Source organism: Curtobacterium sp. L1-20, from assembly GCF_048755855.1.
Taxonomy (GTDB): domain Bacteria; phylum Actinomycetota; class Actinomycetes; order Actinomycetales; family Microbacteriaceae; genus Curtobacterium.
The window spans coordinates 3,140,959-3,157,214 of sequence record NZ_CP151473.1 but is presented as its reverse complement, the minus strand read 5'-3'; the positions used below and the strand labels follow the sequence as shown (position 1 = coordinate 3,157,214).

The 16,256-nt window shown below is 72.9% G+C and carries 16 protein-coding genes; 13 read left to right on the top strand and 3 right to left on the bottom strand.

Annotation, left to right across the window (positions count from 1 at the left end; all coding sequences use genetic code 11):
• Position 1: 1 nt before the first annotated feature.
• The 6 genes from AAEP86_RS16260 to ccsB all read left to right on the top strand — a co-directional run bounded on the left by AAEP86_RS16260 (position 2) and on the right by ccsB (position 6,377).
• On the top strand, positions 2-1,492 hold the full coding sequence (locus AAEP86_RS16260) for a SulP family inorganic anion transporter (RefSeq protein ID WP_420368319.1): 1,491 nt from the start codon (positions 2-4) through the stop codon (positions 1,490-1,492).
• A gap of 68 nt (positions 1,493-1,560) precedes the next feature.
• The gene (locus AAEP86_RS16255) at positions 1,561-2,217 is read left to right on the top strand and encodes a histidine phosphatase family protein (protein WP_420368318.1); all 657 of its coding nucleotides are present in this window, start codon (positions 1,561-1,563) and stop codon (positions 2,215-2,217) included.
• Complete coding sequence (locus AAEP86_RS16250) at positions 2,214-2,828, top strand: TlpA family protein disulfide reductase (RefSeq protein ID WP_420368317.1); 615 nt, start codon at positions 2,214-2,216, stop codon at positions 2,826-2,828. Before AAEP86_RS16255 ends, AAEP86_RS16250 begins: the two co-directional genes overlap by 4 nt.
• 45 nt (positions 2,829-2,873) lie before the next feature.
• Positions 2,874-3,572, top strand: coding sequence for a cytochrome c biogenesis CcdA family protein (locus AAEP86_RS16245; RefSeq protein ID WP_420370516.1), 699 nt, complete (start codon positions 2,874-2,876; stop codon positions 3,570-3,572).
• Positions 3,556-5,376 carry a cytochrome c biogenesis protein ResB gene (gene resB, locus AAEP86_RS16240; protein ID WP_420368316.1) on the top strand — a complete coding sequence of 607 codons (1,821 nt, stop codon included), beginning with the start codon at positions 3,556-3,558 and terminating at the stop codon, positions 5,374-5,376. The genes AAEP86_RS16245 and resB overlap by 17 nt, the downstream gene beginning before the upstream one ends.
• Before the next feature lie 5 nt (positions 5,377-5,381).
• On the top strand, positions 5,382-6,377 hold the full coding sequence (gene ccsB, locus AAEP86_RS16235; protein WP_420368315.1) for a c-type cytochrome biogenesis protein CcsB: 996 nt from the start codon (positions 5,382-5,384) through the stop codon (positions 6,375-6,377).
• A 112-nt stretch (positions 6,378-6,489) separates the two neighbouring features.
• Here ccsB and AAEP86_RS16230 read toward each other — a convergent pair whose 3' ends face one another.
• Positions 6,490-7,467, bottom strand: coding sequence for an o-succinylbenzoate synthase (locus AAEP86_RS16230; protein ID WP_420368314.1), 978 nt, complete (start codon positions 7,465-7,467; stop codon positions 6,490-6,492).
• Between the two features lie 143 nt (positions 7,468-7,610).
• Here AAEP86_RS16230 and AAEP86_RS16225 point away from each other — a divergent pair, with 143 nt between their 5' ends.
• From AAEP86_RS16225 to AAEP86_RS16210, 4 genes are all read left to right on the top strand, one after another.
• A complete protein-coding gene (locus AAEP86_RS16225; protein ID WP_420368313.1) occupies positions 7,611-8,267 on the top strand; it encodes a hypothetical protein in 657 nt (218 codons plus the stop codon).
• A gap of 38 nt (positions 8,268-8,305) precedes the next feature.
• Positions 8,306-9,235 (top strand): 1,4-dihydroxy-2-naphthoyl-CoA synthase, encoded by a 930-nt coding sequence (locus tag AAEP86_RS16220; protein ID WP_420368312.1) that lies wholly within the window; start codon positions 8,306-8,308, stop codon positions 9,233-9,235.
• Positions 9,236-9,251: 16 nt separating this feature from the next.
• A complete protein-coding gene (locus AAEP86_RS16215; protein WP_420368311.1) occupies positions 9,252-10,385 on the top strand; it encodes an AMP-binding protein in 1,134 nt (377 codons plus the stop codon).
• A gap of 74 nt (positions 10,386-10,459) precedes the next feature.
• Complete coding sequence (locus AAEP86_RS16210) at positions 10,460-11,455, top strand: 1,4-dihydroxy-2-naphthoate polyprenyltransferase (RefSeq protein WP_420368310.1); 996 nt, start codon at positions 10,460-10,462, stop codon at positions 11,453-11,455.
• A 21-nt stretch (positions 11,456-11,476) separates the two neighbouring features.
• On the opposite strand, the gene AAEP86_RS16205 is transcribed toward AAEP86_RS16210, so the two are convergent.
• Positions 11,477-11,800: a DUF4229 domain-containing protein gene (locus tag AAEP86_RS16205; RefSeq protein ID WP_420368309.1), complete on the bottom strand. Its 324-nt coding sequence runs from the start codon at positions 11,798-11,800 to the stop codon at positions 11,477-11,479.
• A 65-nt stretch (positions 11,801-11,865) separates the two neighbouring features.
• Between AAEP86_RS16205 and AAEP86_RS16200 the strand changes: the two genes are divergently transcribed.
• Positions 11,866-12,255 (top strand): PLDc N-terminal domain-containing protein, encoded by a 390-nt coding sequence (locus AAEP86_RS16200; protein ID WP_420368308.1) that lies wholly within the window; start codon positions 11,866-11,868, stop codon positions 12,253-12,255.
• On the top strand, positions 12,248-13,996 hold the full coding sequence (gene menD, locus AAEP86_RS16195) for a 2-succinyl-5-enolpyruvyl-6-hydroxy-3-cyclohexene-1-carboxylic-acid synthase (protein WP_420370515.1): 1,749 nt from the start codon (positions 12,248-12,250) through the stop codon (positions 13,994-13,996). Before AAEP86_RS16200 ends, menD begins: the two co-directional genes overlap by 8 nt.
• 32 nt (positions 13,997-14,028) lie before the next feature.
• Here menD and AAEP86_RS16190 read toward each other — a convergent pair whose 3' ends face one another.
• A complete protein-coding gene (locus AAEP86_RS16190; RefSeq protein ID WP_420368307.1) occupies positions 14,029-15,288 on the bottom strand; it encodes an isochorismate synthase in 1,260 nt (419 codons plus the stop codon).
• 74 nt (positions 15,289-15,362) lie between these two features.
• On the opposite strand from AAEP86_RS16190, the gene AAEP86_RS16185 reads away from it, so the two are divergent.
• Complete coding sequence (locus AAEP86_RS16185; RefSeq protein ID WP_420368306.1) at positions 15,363-16,250, top strand: demethylmenaquinone methyltransferase; 888 nt, start codon at positions 15,363-15,365, stop codon at positions 16,248-16,250.
• The last annotated feature ends 6 nt before the right edge of the window (positions 16,251-16,256 follow it).

Here is a 16,256-nt window from a genome sequence, read left to right as displayed (position 1 = left end):
GATGTCCGTGACCACCCATGCCCCCACCCCGCCGAGCGTCCTCAGCGCGCTGCGCTCACCCCGGCTCCTGACCCGCGAGGTCCTCGCGGGCGTCGTCACCGCGCTCGCCCTCATCCCGGAGGCGATCTCGTTCTCGGTCGTCGCCGGCGTGGACCCGGCGGTCGGGCTCTTCTCGAGCGTGGTGATCGCCGTGGTCATCGCGATCGTCGGCGGCCGTCCGGCGATGGTGTCCGCCGCCGCCGGGTCCGTGGCGCTCGTCATCGCGCCCCTGGTGCGGGAGCACGGGATCGCCTACCTCGTCCCGACGATCGTCCTCGGCGGCGTGTTCCAGCTCGTGCTCGGGTTCCTCGGCGTCGCACGGCTCATGCGGTTCATCCCGCGCAGCGTCAACGTCGCGTTCGTCAACGCCCTCGCCATCCTGATCTTCACCGCACAGCTCCCGAACCTGTTCGGCGGGGACGTGCCGCTGGTCGTCTGGCCGCTCACCGCCCTCGGCGTCGCGGTCATCGTCGGCTTCCCCTTCGTCACCAAGGCGGTCCCCGCACCGCTGGTCGCGGTCGTCGTCATCACCGCGATCACGATCGTGTTCGGTGTGGCCGTGCCGACGGTCGGCGACGAGGGCGCGCTGCCGACGGCGCTGCCCGGGTTCACCGGGATCACCACGCCGGTCAGCTTCGAGACCCTGCAGATCATCGCGCCCTACGCGTTCGGCGTCGCGATCGTCGGCCTCATCGAGACCCTCCTCACCGCGCAGCTCGTCGACGCCATCACCGAGACCGGGTCCAGCAAGTGGCGGGAGTCGTGGGGACAGGGCGTGGCGAACATCGCGTCCGCGTTCTTCGGCGGGACCGGGGGCTGCGCGATGATCGGTCAGACCGTCATCAACGTCAAGACGGCCGGGGCGCGGACCCGGATCTCCACCTTCGCCGCCGGGGTGTCGGTGCTCGTCCTCACCATCGTCCTGCACGACGTGGTGGCCCGGATCCCGATGGCCGCCCTGACCGCGGTGATGATCATGGTGTGCATCGCGACGTTCGACTGGCACAGCATCCGCCCGCGCACCCTGCGCCGGATGCCGCTCGGCGAGACGGCGGTCATGGTGATCACGGTCGTGGTGGTCGTCGCCACGGACAACCTCGCCACCGGCGTGCTCGTCGGCGTCGTCGTCGCCGCCCTCGTGTTCGCCCGGCGGGTCGCGCACGTCGTGTCGGTCGTGCGCGAACCGGTCGACGACCGCACGGTGCGCTACCGGGTCCGCGGAGCACTGTTCTTCGCGTCGTCGAACGACCTCGTCACCCGGTTCTCGTACGCCGAGGACCCGGAGCACGTGGTCATCGACCTCTCCGACGCACACGTCTTCGACGCGAGCACGGTGGCCGCGCTCGACGGGGTGGAGCAGCGGTTCGCCGCGCACGGATCGACGGTCGAGGTGACCGGGCTGAACACAGGGTCGATCGCGATCCACCGTCGGCTCTCCGGCGAGCTCGGCTGAGCGGTCCCGCATCCGGTGAATCCCCTGGGCGGGCGGTGGGAACGGCTGGGCGACCTACACTGGAACCCATGCCCGCGACCCGAATCCACCTCGTCCGTCACGGCGAGGTGCACAACCCGGACCGTGTGCTCTACGGACGGCTGCCGGGCTTCGGCCTGAGCGACCTCGGCAAGCAGATGGCGCTCGCGTCGGCGACCGCGTGGAAGGACGCCGGCGTCGACGTGCGCCGGATCGTCGCCTCCCCGCTGCAGCGCACGCAGGAGTCCGCGGCGCCCTGGGCCGAGGCGTACGGCCTCGACGTCGCCCTCGACGAGCGGCTCATCGAGCCCACGAACCGGTACGAGGGGCAGCCTCCCGGGTTCACGAAGCGGTCGCTCGGGCGGCCGGCCGAGTGGCCGTGGGTCGCCAACCCGTTCCGCCCGAGCTGGGGCGAGGCGTACGAGTCGATCGCGAACCGCATGGTCGCCGCGATCGCCACCGCCTGGGAGAGCGTGGACGAGGGCGACGTGGTCCTCGTCAGCCACCAGCTGCCGATCTGGATGGTGCACCGCCGTCTGGCCGGCGAGCAGCTCTGGCACGACCCGAGGAAGCGTCGCTGCGACCTCTCGAGCATCACGACCGTCGAGCGTGTACCCGCCACCTCGTCCGGCCGCTTCACCGAGGTCGGGTACGCGGATCCCGCGCTGTCACTGCGCGCGACCGCGATCGACGAAGGAGCAGTGTGAGCGTCATCAGCAAGCGGTTCGCGGTCCTCGCGACGACGGTCGTGGCCGCCGCGCTGGTGCTGACCGGGTGCTCGTCGGACACCGGCGGCCTCGCGAAGCAGTACGGCAACGGGACCACCCAGAACTACATCTCCGGCGACGGCGCGGTGACCGAGGTCGCCACGGACGACCGCTCGGGTGCGGTCGACTTCTCGGCGAAGGACACCGACGGCGACACCGTCTCGTCGAAGGCGCTGCGCGGCAAGGTCGTCGTCCTCAACTTCTGGTACGCCAGCTGCCCGCCGTGCCGCGCCGAGGCGAAGTACCTCAACACGGTGCACGACGCGTACCAGGGCAAGGACGTCGCGTTCGTCGGCGTCAACGTCCGCGACGAGCGCGGGACCGCCGCGGCGTTCGAACGGCACTTCGGCGTCGACTACCCGACGGTGCTCGACGCGAAGTCCGGCGCGATGCAGCTGGCGCTCTCCGGCCAGATCGCCCCGAACGCGGTCCCCGCGACCATCGTGCTCGACAAGCGGGGCCGGGTGGCGGCGCGCGTCCTCGGCGCGGTCGACAGTGCATCCATCCTCGACACCCTCGTCGGCGACGAACTGGCCGGCAAGGCCTCCTGACCCGTGTCCAGCAACCCCTTCGCCGACGCGATCCTCAGCGGGCAGATGGCCGTGGCGCTCCCCGTCGCGGCGCTCGCCGGACTCGTCTCGTTCCTGTCGCCGTGCGTCCTGCCCCTCGTGCCGGGCTACCTCGGCTACGTGGGTGGTGTCGCCGAGGGCGGCCAGCGGCGTGGCCGGGTCGTGCTCGGGGTGCTGCTGTTCATCCTCGGGTTCACGGCCGTCTTCGTCGCCTACACCACGGTGTTCGGGGCGCTTGGGTTCTGGCTGGTGCGCTGGCGTGACCTCATCACGCAGGTCCTCGGCGTCGTCGTGATCGCGATGGGCCTGGTGTTCGTCGGCCGCTTCACCTTCATGCAGCGCACGATCAAGCCGTCGTGGACCCCCGCGACCGGCATCGTCGGCGCCCCGCTCCTCGGCATCGTGTTCGGGCTCGGCTGGACCCCCTGCCTCGGCCCGACCCTCGCCGCGATCAACCTGCTCAGCGTGCAGTCGGGCAGCGCCTGGCAGGGCATGTGGCTCGGCGTCGCGTACTGCCTCGGCCTCGGCATCCCGTTCGTCCTGGTCGCCCTCGGCGCCGGGTGGGCGACGGGTGCCATCCGCGCCGTGAAGCGCCACATGCGCACCGTCAACATCATCGGAGGAGCGATCCTGATCGTCATCGGTCTGCTCATGGTCACCGGAATCTGGTCGGCCGTCATGTCGAGCGTCGGGGCGGTGATCCAGAGCTTTGTCCCCGCGGTCTGACCCGAAGAACCCCGAGCAGCCGGAGCAGCCGACGCGCCCCGCGCAGCCGGACGAGGACACCGCGACGAGCGCGGCCGACGGTGCGGACGCGGTCTCCGACCCGCAGCGACCGTCCGACCACGTGGACGGCTCCGGCCCCGGCGACGGCCGCGGTGACGGCGTCAACCAGCCGAAGCTCGGCCCGCTCGGGTACCTCCGCTTCGCCTGGCGTCAGCTCACGAGCATGCGGACGGCGCTCTTCCTCCTCATGCTGCTCGCGCTCGCGGCCATCCCGGGCTCCCTGGTGCCGCAGCGCACCGCCGACCCGAACGGTGTCGTCCAGTACAAGGTCGACCACCCGCAGCTCTACCCCGTGCTCGACAAGCTCCAGGTGTTCGACACCTACACCTCGGTGTGGTTCTCGGCGATCTACCTGCTCCTCTTCGTCTCCCTGATCGGCTGCATCGTCCCGCGCACGAAGCACCACTGGCAGGCGCTCCGCACCCGGCCGCCGCGGACGCCGGCACGACTCGGACGTCTGGCGGGCTACCGCAGCGTGCCGGTCGGTCGGTCGACGCTGGAACGCGACACCACGACGGGCGCGGCCGACGGGACGGACGCGGCCACGGGCCTCCCGTCCGTCGAGCACGCGGTGAGCCGTGCGTCGGCGATCCTCAAGCGCTCCGGGTACCGCGTCGAGCGGTTCGGCGACTCGGTCAGCGCGGAGCGCGGCTACCTGCGCGAGACCGGCAACCTGGTCTTCCACGCCGCACTGGTGGGGGTGCTCCTGGCCGTCGGTGTCGGAGGCGGGTTCGGCTACACCGGACAGCGGCTCCTCGTCGAGGGGCAGACGTTCTCGAACGTGCTCGGCTCGTACGACTCGTTCAACCCCGGTCGGTGGTTCCGCCAGAGCGACCTGCACGGCTACAACTTCACGCTCGACAAGTTCGTCACGAAGTACGAGGAGCGCAACCTCGACGCCCTCGGGCAGGCGCTCGACTACTCCGCGACGGTCACGACGCAGGAGAAGGGCGGCGAACCGAAGACCGGCAGGCTCGGCGTGAACGACCCGGTGAGCGTCGGCGGCACGAACGTCTACCTGCTCGGCAACGGGTACGCGATGCAGGTCACCGTGCGCGACGGCAAGGGGAACGTGGCGTTCCAGGACGTCGTGCCCTTCCTGCCGCAGGACTCGAACTTCACCTCGCTCGGCGTCATCAAGGTGCCGGACGCCGAACCGGACCAGCTCGGCATCCGCGGGTTCTTCTACCCGACGGCGGTGAAGAACACGCTCGGCGCCTTCACGTCCTCGTACCCGGACGCGCAGAACCCGCTGCTGACGCTGCAGGTCTACACGGGCGACCTCGGCCTCGACGACGGCGTCCCGCAGAGCGTCTACACGCTCGACACGAAGGGCCTCACCGAGATCGCCGGGACCGATGCCCCGGCCAAGAGCCTCGAGCTCAAGCCCGGCCAGACGAAGACCCTGCCGGACGGCGCCGGGTCGATCACCTTCGACGGCGTCAAGCGGTACGTGTCCCTCGACGTGCACCACGACCCGTCGCAGCTGTTCGTCGCCGGGTTCGCGGTGCTCTCGGTGCTCGGCCTCCTCACGTCGCTCTTCGTCCCGCGCCGACGCGTGTGGGTGAAGGTGGTGCCGAAGTCGACCGCCGCCGGTGCGGACGGGGCCGACCCCGCCGACGACGCCGGCTACACGATCGAGTACGCGGGTCTCGCACGTGGCGAGGACCCGAACCTCGAACGGGCCGTCGCGGACATCGCCCAACGCCACCTGTCGGACCTCGGAGTTAGGATGCCACAGTGAACGACATGACCACGAACCTCGCGACCTACTCGGTCGTGCTGACGTACTCCGCGATGGCGGTCTACGTCATCGCGTTCATCGCGTTCGCCCTCGACATGGCGAAGCGCTCCGGCGACGTCGCGGCCGCCACGGCGGGGACCGCTCCGCGGGCCAGCTCGGCGGAGAAGACGGTGGCGACCGTCCGCGGCGGCACGGTCGTCCTCGAACGGGTCGACCAGTCCTCGGACGACGACGACGCCGGGTCCCGCCGTGGCACCCGCTTCGAGCGGGTCGGCATGGCGATGACGGTCCTGGCGCTCGTGCTGCACGTCGGCTCGGTCGTCCTCCGCGGCATCGCGGCCGACCGTGTGCCCTGGGGCAACATGTTCGAGTTCTCGCTCACCGGCACGGCGCTGATCATCCTGATCTTCCTGCTCGTGCAGTTCTGGCAGAACCTGAAGTTCCTCGGCGTCTTCATCACGGGCCTGACGATCATCCTGCTCGGCATCGGCACGGTGAACTACTACGTGCCGGTCCGACCGCTCGTGCCGGCACTCGAGTCGTACTGGCTGGTCATCCACGTCTTCGTCGCGATCGCCGGCACGGGGTTCTTCGCCCTCGGTGCGGGGCTCGCCGTGGCGCAGCTCGTGCAGACCTACCGGCAGGGTCGTGGCCCGACGGGCAAGCTCCGCTTCATGGCGACGCTGCCCGACGCCGACCGGCTCGAGGTCCTGACCTACCGCGTCCTGCTCGTCGGCTTCGTGCTCTGGACGTTCACGCTCATCGCCGGCGCCATCTGGGCCGAGCGGGCATGGGGCCGCTACTGGGGGTGGGACACCAAGGAGGTCTGGACCTTCATCATCTGGGTCGTCTACGCCGGGTACATCCACGCACGCGCGACCCGCGGGTGGCGTGGGGCGCGGTCGTCGTGGCTGGCGCTCATCGGCTTCGCCGCGGTGATGTTCAACTTCTCCGTCGTGAACGTGTTCTTCAAGGGTCTGCACAGCTACTCCGGCCTGTGAGCCGTCGGCGTCACCGACGCCGCCACGACCGGACGGGAGGCACGGTGCCAGTCGGCACCGTGCCTCCCGTCGGTCGTCGGTCCCGTCCCGGGGACGTCCTCACGCGAGCGCGTCAGGCGGCGAGGAGTGCGTGCACGCGCGTGAGCCGCGCGAGCCACCACGCGGTCCGCTCGGGCGACGCCGCGGAACGCTCGACCTGCTCGCGGGACACCGCGACGCGCTGGACCAGAACGCGTCCGTCGACCGGCAACAGGGGCGACGACGACACGTCCGCCGTGAACATCGCCGCCGTGCCGAGCCCGGCGGCGTAGCCGGGGGACATCGCGGCGGCGGCGAGGAAGGCGCCCATGCCGAGCCCGACCGAGGTGTCCAGGGCGCTGGAGACGACGCAGGGGAGCCCGGCGTCGGCAACCACGGCGCGCGCCGCCGTGATCCCGCCGAGCGGTTGGGCCTTGACGACCAGGACGTCGGCGGCGCCCGCGCGCGCGACGGCGAGCGGGTCGGAGGCCTTCCGGACGCTCTCGTCGGCGGCGACCGGCACCCCGAGACCGGCGACGCGACGGCGGAGCTCAGCCAGCTCGGGCACCGTGGCGCACGGCTGCTCGGCGTACTGCAGGCCGAACGGGGCGAGGCGTTCGAGTGCCTCGGCGGCCTGGTCGACCGTCCAGAGGCCGTTGGCGTCGATCCGGACCGCCGCGTCCGGGCCCATCACGCGACGGACCTCGGCGACGCGGGCGACGTCGTCGGCGATCTCCGTGCCGGGCTCGGCGACCTTCACCTTCGCCGTGGTGCACCCGGGGTACCGGGCGAGCAGCGGAGCGACGGCGTCGGGCGCGACGGCCGGCACCGTGGCGTTCACCGGTACGGAGTCCGCTGCCGGTTCGTGGTCGGTCCAGCCGAAGTCGATCGCGGCCCGGAGCCACGCGGCCGACTCGGCGTCGTCGTACTCGACGAAGGGCGAGAACTCGGTCCAGCCGGCGGGACCGCGCAGCACCAGGGCCTCGCGGACGGTGATGCCGCGGAAGCGCACCCGCATCGGCAGGGCGACGACGTGGGCGTCGTCGAGGAGGTCGTCGAGGTCGGGGAGCACGGCCCCATCCTCCCAGCAGCCACCCCGGCGCAGCGTCCAGGGCCCCTCACACTTCCTCGGAGGGGACCGCCAGGGCCGGGCACTAGCATGCGACGGTCGGCCTCGGGTCGGCAGCACCGGCACGCACGGACGAGGGAGGCTCGGTGGCGCGGGATCCGCAGCAGCGCACGTCCGGGCGTCCGACGACGCCCGCCGCACCGACGGCGCAGCGGGCCGCACAGACCTCCGCGCAGCGGGGTGCTGCACCGGCACCCGCGCAGCGAGCCGGGCAGACGCCCGCCCAGCGAGGCGCGCAGGCCGGCACGCCGCGACCCCAGCAGGGCCCCGACCGACGATCCGCCGCTCCCGCCACATCGGCCCAGCGCAGCGGTCCGGCCGGCGCCGCCCGGACCCCGGCCCGTGACACCGACGAGTTCGCCCGTCTCGTGCAGCGGAACACCGTGGACGTCCGTGCCCAGGACCGCGCGGCACGGAAGAAGCGCAACCCGGTCGTCGGCAAGATCGCCCTCGGGCTCGCGGTCGTCTCGGCCGCGGTCGACGCGAGCGCCTTCGCCGTCTTCATGGGCGGTGACACCGACTTCGCCTTCGGCATCTGCTTCGTCGTCGTGTTCCTGACCCTCATCGCCGCGGTGCTCGGCTTCGTGGCGGCCGTCGGGTCCTTCGGGCGCTGGTACGGCGCGGTCGGCGTCGTCGTCGCGTTCTTCGCCAACCCGGTGATCCTCATCGTGATCCTCGTCGTGGTGGCCCCCGAGCTCCTCACCGACATGGGTGGTTCCGCCACCAGCGGTCCGGGCGCCTGACGGCACGGCGGGCAGCGCCCCGGCGGTAGCGTGGGAGCATGCCTGCTCCCGTCTCCGACCTCTTCGACCCCGACGTCTGGACCGCGGCTCCGATCGCGGAGCAGTTCACCGACATCACGTACCACAAGCACGTCTCGCAGGGCATCGTCCGCGTCGCGTTCGACCGGCCCGAGGTCCGGAACGCCTTCCGTCCGCGCACCGTCGACGAGCTGTACCGTGCGCTCGACGACGCCCGGCAGGACCCGCGCGTCGGCGTCGTGCTGCTCACCGGCAACGGCCCCAGCCCGAAGGACGGCGGCTGGGCGTTCTGCTCCGGTGGCGACCAGCGCATCCGTGGCCGGAGCGGCTACCAGTACGTCGGCGACGAGGGGGCGCCGCCCGAGGGCGTCGACCCGGCGGCGGCGCAGGCGTCGATGGGGCGGTTGCACATCCTCGAGGTCCAGCGCCTCATCCGGATGATGCCGAAGGTGGTCGTCGCGGTCGTCCCCGGGTGGGCCGCCGGTGGCGGGCACTCGCTGCACGCGATCTGCGACCTGACGATCGCCAGCGCCGAGCACGGTCGGTTCAAGCAGACCGACGCCGACGTCGGCTCGTTCGACGGCGGGTACGGCAGCGCCTACTACGCGAAGCAGATCGGGCAGAAGCTCGCGCGCGAGGTCTTCTTCCTCGCCGAGGAGTACTCCGCGCAGCGTGCGTACGAGATGGGCGCGGTGAACAAGGTCGTCCCGCACGCGGACCTCGAGCGCGAGGCCATCCGCTGGGGCGAGACCATCCTCGGCAAGTCGCCGACGGCGATCCGGATGCTCAAGTACGCGTTCAACGCGGTCGACGACGGCATGGTCGGTCAGCAGGTGTTCGCCGGTGAGGCCACGCGGCTCGCCTACGGCACGGACGAGGCCGTCGAGGGCCGCGACTCCTTCCTCGAGAAGCGGAAGCCCGAGTGGACCGCGTTCCCCTGGCACTACTGATGGTCGGACCATCACGATGACGCGCCCGCTGGTCGCGCTGGGCGCGTCGGACCCGGTGGCCGTGCTGCGCGGTCTGGAGGCGGCACTCGCCGGCGGCCCGGCACTGCTCCCCGTGGCCGAGGACGCTCCGGCGCTGCCGACCCCGGCACCGGCGAGCGTCCCGCAGCGGGTCGCCCTGGTGGTCGAGACGAGCGGGTCCACCGGCACGGGCAAGCGCGTGGCGCTGTCGTCCGAGGCGCTCCTCGCCGGTGCCGCGGCCGCCGACGCGGCCCTCGGCGGGCCGGGTGCCTGGGTGCTGGCGCTGCCGACCCACTACATCGCAGGGCTCAACGTGCTGACGCGGTCGATCGCGGCGGGTACGACGCCGTCGGTCGTGGCACCGGGCCGCTTCGCGCCGTCGGCCTTCGCGGACGCCGCGGACCGCGTCGACACCGGGCCGGCGGCACCGCGGCGCTACACCTCCCTGGTCCCCGTGCAGCTCGCTCGGGTGCTCGACGACCCGCGCGCGACCGCCGCCCTCGCCGCCTTCGACGCGGTGCTCGTCGGCGGGCAGGCCACCCCGGCGCCGCTCCGCGAGCGGGCGCGCGCGGCGGGCGTCCGGGTGGTCACGACCTACGGGGCGAGCGAGACGAGCGGCGGGTGCGTGTACGACGGCGTGCCGTTCGGCACCCTCCGCACCGCGCTCGTCGACGGCGAGCTGTGGCTGCACGGTCCGATGCTCGCCGAGGGGTACCTCGGTGACGACGACCGGACCGCGTCCACCTTCGTCGAGCGGGAGGGCCTGCGGTGGTACCGGACCGGGGACGCAGCCACGCTCGACGACGGCCGGGTCCGGGTGCTCGGCCGGCTCGACGACGTGATCATCTCGGGCGGCGAGAAGGTGCCGCTCGGGGTGGTCGAGCGGCACGTGCGGGAGCTCCCGGGTCAGGACGCCGCCGTCGTCACGCGGCGACGGTCCGACGAGTGGGGCGAGGTCCCCGTCGTGGTGACGGCCGTCGCGGTCGACCTCGAGCGGGTCCGCGAGCACGTCGGGCGCGCGTTGGGCCGTGCCGCTCGACCGGCCGAGGTCGTGGTCGTCGACCGGGTGCCGATGCTCGCGTCCGGCAAGCCCGACCGCCGAGCGGTCCGCGCGCTCGTCGACGACCGGTGACCGGCGCGTCCCCGCCCCCCCTGACCTGGCGGACGTGCGTCGATCCGGCGTCACGACGAATAGGATCGACGGTCGTGGCACGAGCGAAGAACGAGACGCACAAGCAGGGCCGTTCCGGCAACCCGGCGAAGGCCGCGGCACCGACCCGGACGCGTGGCCGGGCGACCGCCCGCGACTGGATCGGCGGGGCCAGGCTCCGCACCCTCACCCTCGGCGTCGTGCCCGTCGTGATGGGGACCACCGTCGGCTTCGTCGACAGCGGCACCGCCGGCGACTTCGGCTCGTACCTGGCGACGGACGGCCACGCGGTCATCGCGGTCCTCGCCCTGCTCGTGGCGCTCTTCCTGCAGATCGGCGTGAACTACAGCAACGACTACTCCGACGGCGTGCGGGGGACCGACGAGTTCCGCGTCGGTCCGGCGCGTCTGACCGGTGCCGGCCTCGCGAAGCCGCGGACCGTGCTGACCGTGGCACTGACGTTCTTCGGTCTGGCCGCCGTCGCGGGCATCGTCATCGTCGTGCTCACCCAGCTGTGGTGGCTGCTCCTCGTCGGTGCCGCCGCGATCGTCGCCGCCTGGTTCTACACCGGCGGCAGGAAGCCGTACGGCTACAACGCGCTCGGCGAGGTCTTCGTCTTCGTCTTCTTCGGCCTCGTCGCAGTGCTCGGCACCGAGTACGTGCTCATCCGACAGGTGACGCTCAGCGGCTGGGCGGCCGCGGTCGCCGCCGGGTTCTTCGCCTGCGCCGTGCTCATGGTCAACAACATCCGCGACGTCGACGAGGACCGGCTCGCCGGCAAGCGCACGCTCGCGGTCGTGGTCGGTCGCCCGGTCGCGCGGGTCCTCTTCGGGCTGTTCCTCCTGCTGCCGTACGTGGTGCTGCTCTGGTTCGTCCTGCTCTACTTCCGCACCGGCTTCACGTACTTCTCGCTCCTGCTCGCGCTGCCGGCGCTCGCCATCGGGGTGTCGTCGCGGAAGCCGCGCGAGCTGATCACCGCGCTGCAGCTGTCCTCGTTCAGCTCGCTCGCCTTCGGCGTCGTCCTCGGGATCACTCTGGCCGTCCAGCCGTAGCGCGACCGGGAGCGCAGCCGGTCAGTCCTCGTCGTGGTCGCGGCGTGCGGCGTGCCGGTCGGCGTCCGAGACCGGGCGGGCGACCGGGGCGTCGGAGTCGGCGGCGTCGACGAAGTCGTCCTCGAAGTCGGTGTCCGCGTCGCGCTCCGGCGTCCCGCGGCGGTTCGCGAGGCTCTCCGTCACGTTCCCGCGCAGCCGCGGGAGCGCGATGTACGACACGAGGAGCCCGACGAGCGCCGCGAGGATCGTCGCCCAGTACCACTTCAGGCCGATCACGAGCAGGACGGCGAGGGCCGCGGCGAAGATGCCGAGACGAGCCAGGGTGTACACGAGCCACGCTTTCACCCGGCAAGTCTACGGAAGCGCAGCCAGCAAGGGACCCCACAGGATCCGGACGTAGGGTCGTCGTCATGGTCCGACTGTGGTTGATCGTCGTCGTGGCCGCCGTGGCGTTCACGGTGTACGCGGTGATCGACTGCGCCACGATGCCCCGCCAGCGTGTGCGCTCCCTCAGCCGCGGCGTCTGGGTCCTGCTCGTGATCGTCCTGCCGGTGCTCGGGGGCGTCCTGTGGTTCCTCCTCGGCCGTGCGCCGGCGACGAACCCCGGTGGTGGCTCCGGGTACCGTGGACCCGAAGACGACCCGGACTTCCTCGGCGGCCCCTCCGGCCCCGAGCAGCACCGCACGGACAAGGACCAGGACGACGAGACCCTCCGAGACCTCGAACAGCAGTTCCGAGACCGCGAGCGGGAACGCCGCCGCGACCAGCGACGCGACGACGACGGCCGCACCGATCGCTGACGGGCCGGCCGGTTCCGGCAGCCCCGCCACCGATTCCGCCCTCGCCCTGCTCTCTGAGCTGGCCCGCGCCGGCGTGACCGACGTCGTGGTCAGCCCCGGCTCGCGGTCGCAGGCCCTCGCCCTCGCCGCCGTCGCCCTGGAGCGGGCCGGTGGGATCAGCGTGCACGTCCGCCTCGACGAACGGACCGCGGGCTTCTTCGCCCTCGGCCTGGCGATCGAGTCCGGCCGCCCCGCCGCCGTGGTGACGACGTCCGGCACCGCCGTGGCGAACCTGCACCCCGCCGTGCTCGAGGCGCACCACTCCGGCGTGCCGATGGTCGTCCTCAGCGCCGACCGGCCGGTCGAGCTGCGCGGCATCGGCAGCAACCAGACCACCGTCCAGCCCGGCATCTTCGGTCCTGCCGTGCGCTTCGTCCGGGACGTCGAGGCACCCTCGACGCACGGCCCGGACGCCACCGCCGTCGAGGCCCTCCGCACCCTGGCGCGCCAGGCCGTCGCCGCGGCGGCCGGCCACACGGGCCAACCCGGACCGGTGCAGCTCAACGTCGCCTTCCGCGAGCCGCTCTCGGCGGGGCTCCGTGCCGAGCACGTCCACGCCGTGCCCGACGACGAGGTCGACCTCGCGTTCGCCACCCGCCGCGTGCACTCCGGTCTGCCCGAGACCGAACTGTCGCCGGACGACGACCCGGCGACGGTGGTGATCGCCGGGCACGACGCCGGCGCCGATGCCGAGCGGATCGCGTGGGAGCTCGGCGCGCCGCTCGTCGCCGAGGTCTCGAGCGGCGCGCACTTCGGCCGGAACCTCGTCGTCACCTACCGCGAACTCCTGCGGGACCCCGCCTTCGGCGGCGCGGTGCGCCGCGCGGTCGTGCTCGGCCACCCCACGCTCAGCCGCGAGGTACCCGCACTCCTGCAGCGCGCCGACGTCGAGACGATCGTGGTCCGGTCAGCGGCCGCCGACCCGTTCGACCCGGCCCGCGCCTCCCGGCCGGACGCCGCGACCACCTTCGTGTCCGGCGTCCGCGTGACGGGCCGCACCCGGCCGGAGCACCGCGCGTGGGTGGGCCGCTGGGTGGCGGCGAGCCGAGCGCTCCTGGGCGGTGGCGACGCCGGGCCGGACCTCGACGCGAAGCGGTCGGAGGACCGGGCCGAGCGGAACAAGTTCCTCCGCGACGAGGTCGCCCTCCGTCGGCGCCCCGTCGACCGGACCATGCTCGCGGACGCCGTGTGGGGCGCGACCTGGCCGCACGACCGACTCGTCCTCGGGGCGTCCCAGATCATCCGCGTCGCTGACGGCCACGTCCCCGGCAAGGCGATCCGCGTGCACGCCAACCGTGGCCTCGCCGGCATCGACGGCACGGTGTCGACGGCGCTCGGGATCGCGGCGGCGCTCGAACGGTCGTCGGCCGCGGTCGGCACCACCCGCGTGCTCCTCGGCGACCTCACCCTGCTGCACGACGTCGGTGCCTTCGTCACCGGCACCGAGGAGTCCCGGCACCGGGTGCAGGTCGTCGTCGGGAACGACGCGGGCGGCGCGATCTTCCGCGGGCTGGAGGTCGCGGCGACCACGCCCGAGGCGGACATGCGGCGGATGATGACCACGCCGCAGCAGGTCGACGTCGAGCGCGTGGTGACCGGGCTCGGCTGGGAGTACCGGCGGGCGGCGACGTGGGGCGACCTCGAGCAGGTGCTCACGGACCCCGCGGAACGGCTCGTCATCGAGGTGCCGCTGGCGGACTGACGCCCACCGGGTGCGCTGCCGGGGCGTCGGCCTCAGGCGAGCGCGTCCGTGATCGGGCGGAACTTCAGCGCGGTCTCGGCGACCTCGCGGTCGGGATCGGACCCGGCGACGATGCCCGCCCCGGCCCACGCGCGCACGGCGCCGTCCGCGCTGATCTGCGCGCTCCGGAGCGCGAGCATCCACTCGCCGTCGCCGTTCGCCCCGAGCCATCCGACCGGGCCGGCGTACCGACCGCGGTCCGCGCCCTCGAGCTCGGCGACGAGCCGGACGGCGACGTCCGTCGGGGTGCCGGCCACCGCGGCCGTCGGGTGCAGCGCGTCCGCGACGTCGAGGGACGTCGTACCGACGGGCAGCGTCGCCTGGACGTCCGTGGCGAGGTGCCACAGGTTCGGCAGCTGCAGCCGGAACGGCTCCGGGTCGACGCGGACGTCGGTGGCGATCGGACGGAGCGCGGCGAGCAGGCTGTCGATCGCGAACGCGTGCTCACCGACGTCCTTCGCGCTGGCGGCGAGGGCCTCGGCGGCGGCGCGGTCCGACACGGCGTCCGACCCGCGGGCCGCGCTGCCGGCGAGCACCCGGGCGGACAGCCGCGTGCCGTCGGTGCGGGCGAGGGTCTCCGGGGTCGCGCCGACCAGCCCGTCCACCGCGAAGGTGACGCACTGCGGGTAGGCCGCCGCGAGGTCGAGCAACAGTGCGCGGCGGTCGGCGTCGGGTGGGAGCTGCCCGACGAGGTCACGCGCGAGCACGACCTTCTCGGCGTCGCCGGCGGCGATCCGGCGGACGGCCTCCGCGACGCGCGCGGCGTAGGCGTCCGGGTCGATGCGACCGGGGGTGAGCTGCACGGACACGTGGTCGCCGACGCGGGGGACCGGGGCAGAGGTCCGGCTGAACGCCAGGGGAGTGGGGTCCGGGGTGGTGTCGACGGCCGTCATCCACGCCTTGCCGCGACGGCGGCCGATCACCACGCGCGGGACGACGAGCACGCTCGACTCCGCGGAGTCGTCGGCGAAGGTGAACGCGCCGAACGCCACCAGGCCCGTCCCGCGGAGCTGCACCGGGTCGTCCACCGTCGCGGCGGCCACGAGCGCGCACCAGACCGCTGAGGCCTCCCGCATCCGCTCCGGACCGGTGAACGAGAAGCGCAGGGCCTCGCCGATCCCGACGATGCCGTCGCCGTTCCGGACGAAGGCCAGCGGGCTGTCCCGGAGGGTGTGGCGGAGGACGGCGCCCGGGTCGTCGAGGATCCGGGTCGAGACCGTCAGCGGGGGCACCGCCGTGGTGGTTCGGGTCACGGACCGATCGTACGCGTCGACCGGTCCTCCGTCGGACCGGTGAACGCTCGGGCGGGACCTCTAGGATGTTGTGGGTGAGCAGAGCGGACCTGAACAAGCGGCCGGACGAGGTGGCGGCCATGTTCGACGACGTCGCCGCGAAGTACGACCTCACGAACGACATCCTCTCCGCGGGCAACGCCCCGCTGTGGCGTGTCGCGACGGTCCGCGCGGTCGACCCCCAGCCCGGCGAGCGTGTGCTCGACATCGCCGCGGGCACCGGGACCAGCGCCGCCGCCTTCGCGAAGAAGGGCGCCGACGTCACGGCACTCGACCTCTCCGCGGGCATGATCGCCGTCGGCCGCGAACGCCACCCGGAGATCACCTTCGTCGAGGGCGACGCCGAGCGGCTGCCCTTCGAGGACGACTCGTTCGACGCCGTCTCGATCTCCTTCGGCCTGCGCAACGTCAACGACCCCAAGCAGGCGCTCAGCGAGATGCTCCGCGTCCTGAAGCCCGGCGGCCGCGTCGTCATCTGCGAGTTCTCCACGCCCCCGCTCGCGGTCCTCCGCCTCGGGTACGGCGCCTACCTCAAGCGGATCCTGCCCGGTGTCGCGCGCCTGTCGTCCAGCAACCCGGCGGCCTACCGCTACCTGGCCGAGTCGATCGAGGCCTGGCCCGAGCAGCAGGTGCTCAGCCAGTGGCTCCGCGGCGTCGGCTTCACGATGGTGGCGTACCGCAACCTCACCGCGGGCATCGTCGCGCTGCACCGTGGCCGGAAGCCCGTGGCCGAACCGGTCCGCGAGTCGGCGGCCCGCCGTGCCAAGGCCCGTCGGCAGCACCAGCACACCGGCGAGCAGCCGAGCGTCGGGCAGCAGACCGGCGGGCAGCCGGGCACGCCCGAGGGTCGTGCCGACCAGACCGGCGCCGCCACCGACCGGACCGGCACCGCCCGGCCCGGCGCCGAACCCACCGCCGGCTGACCGGCC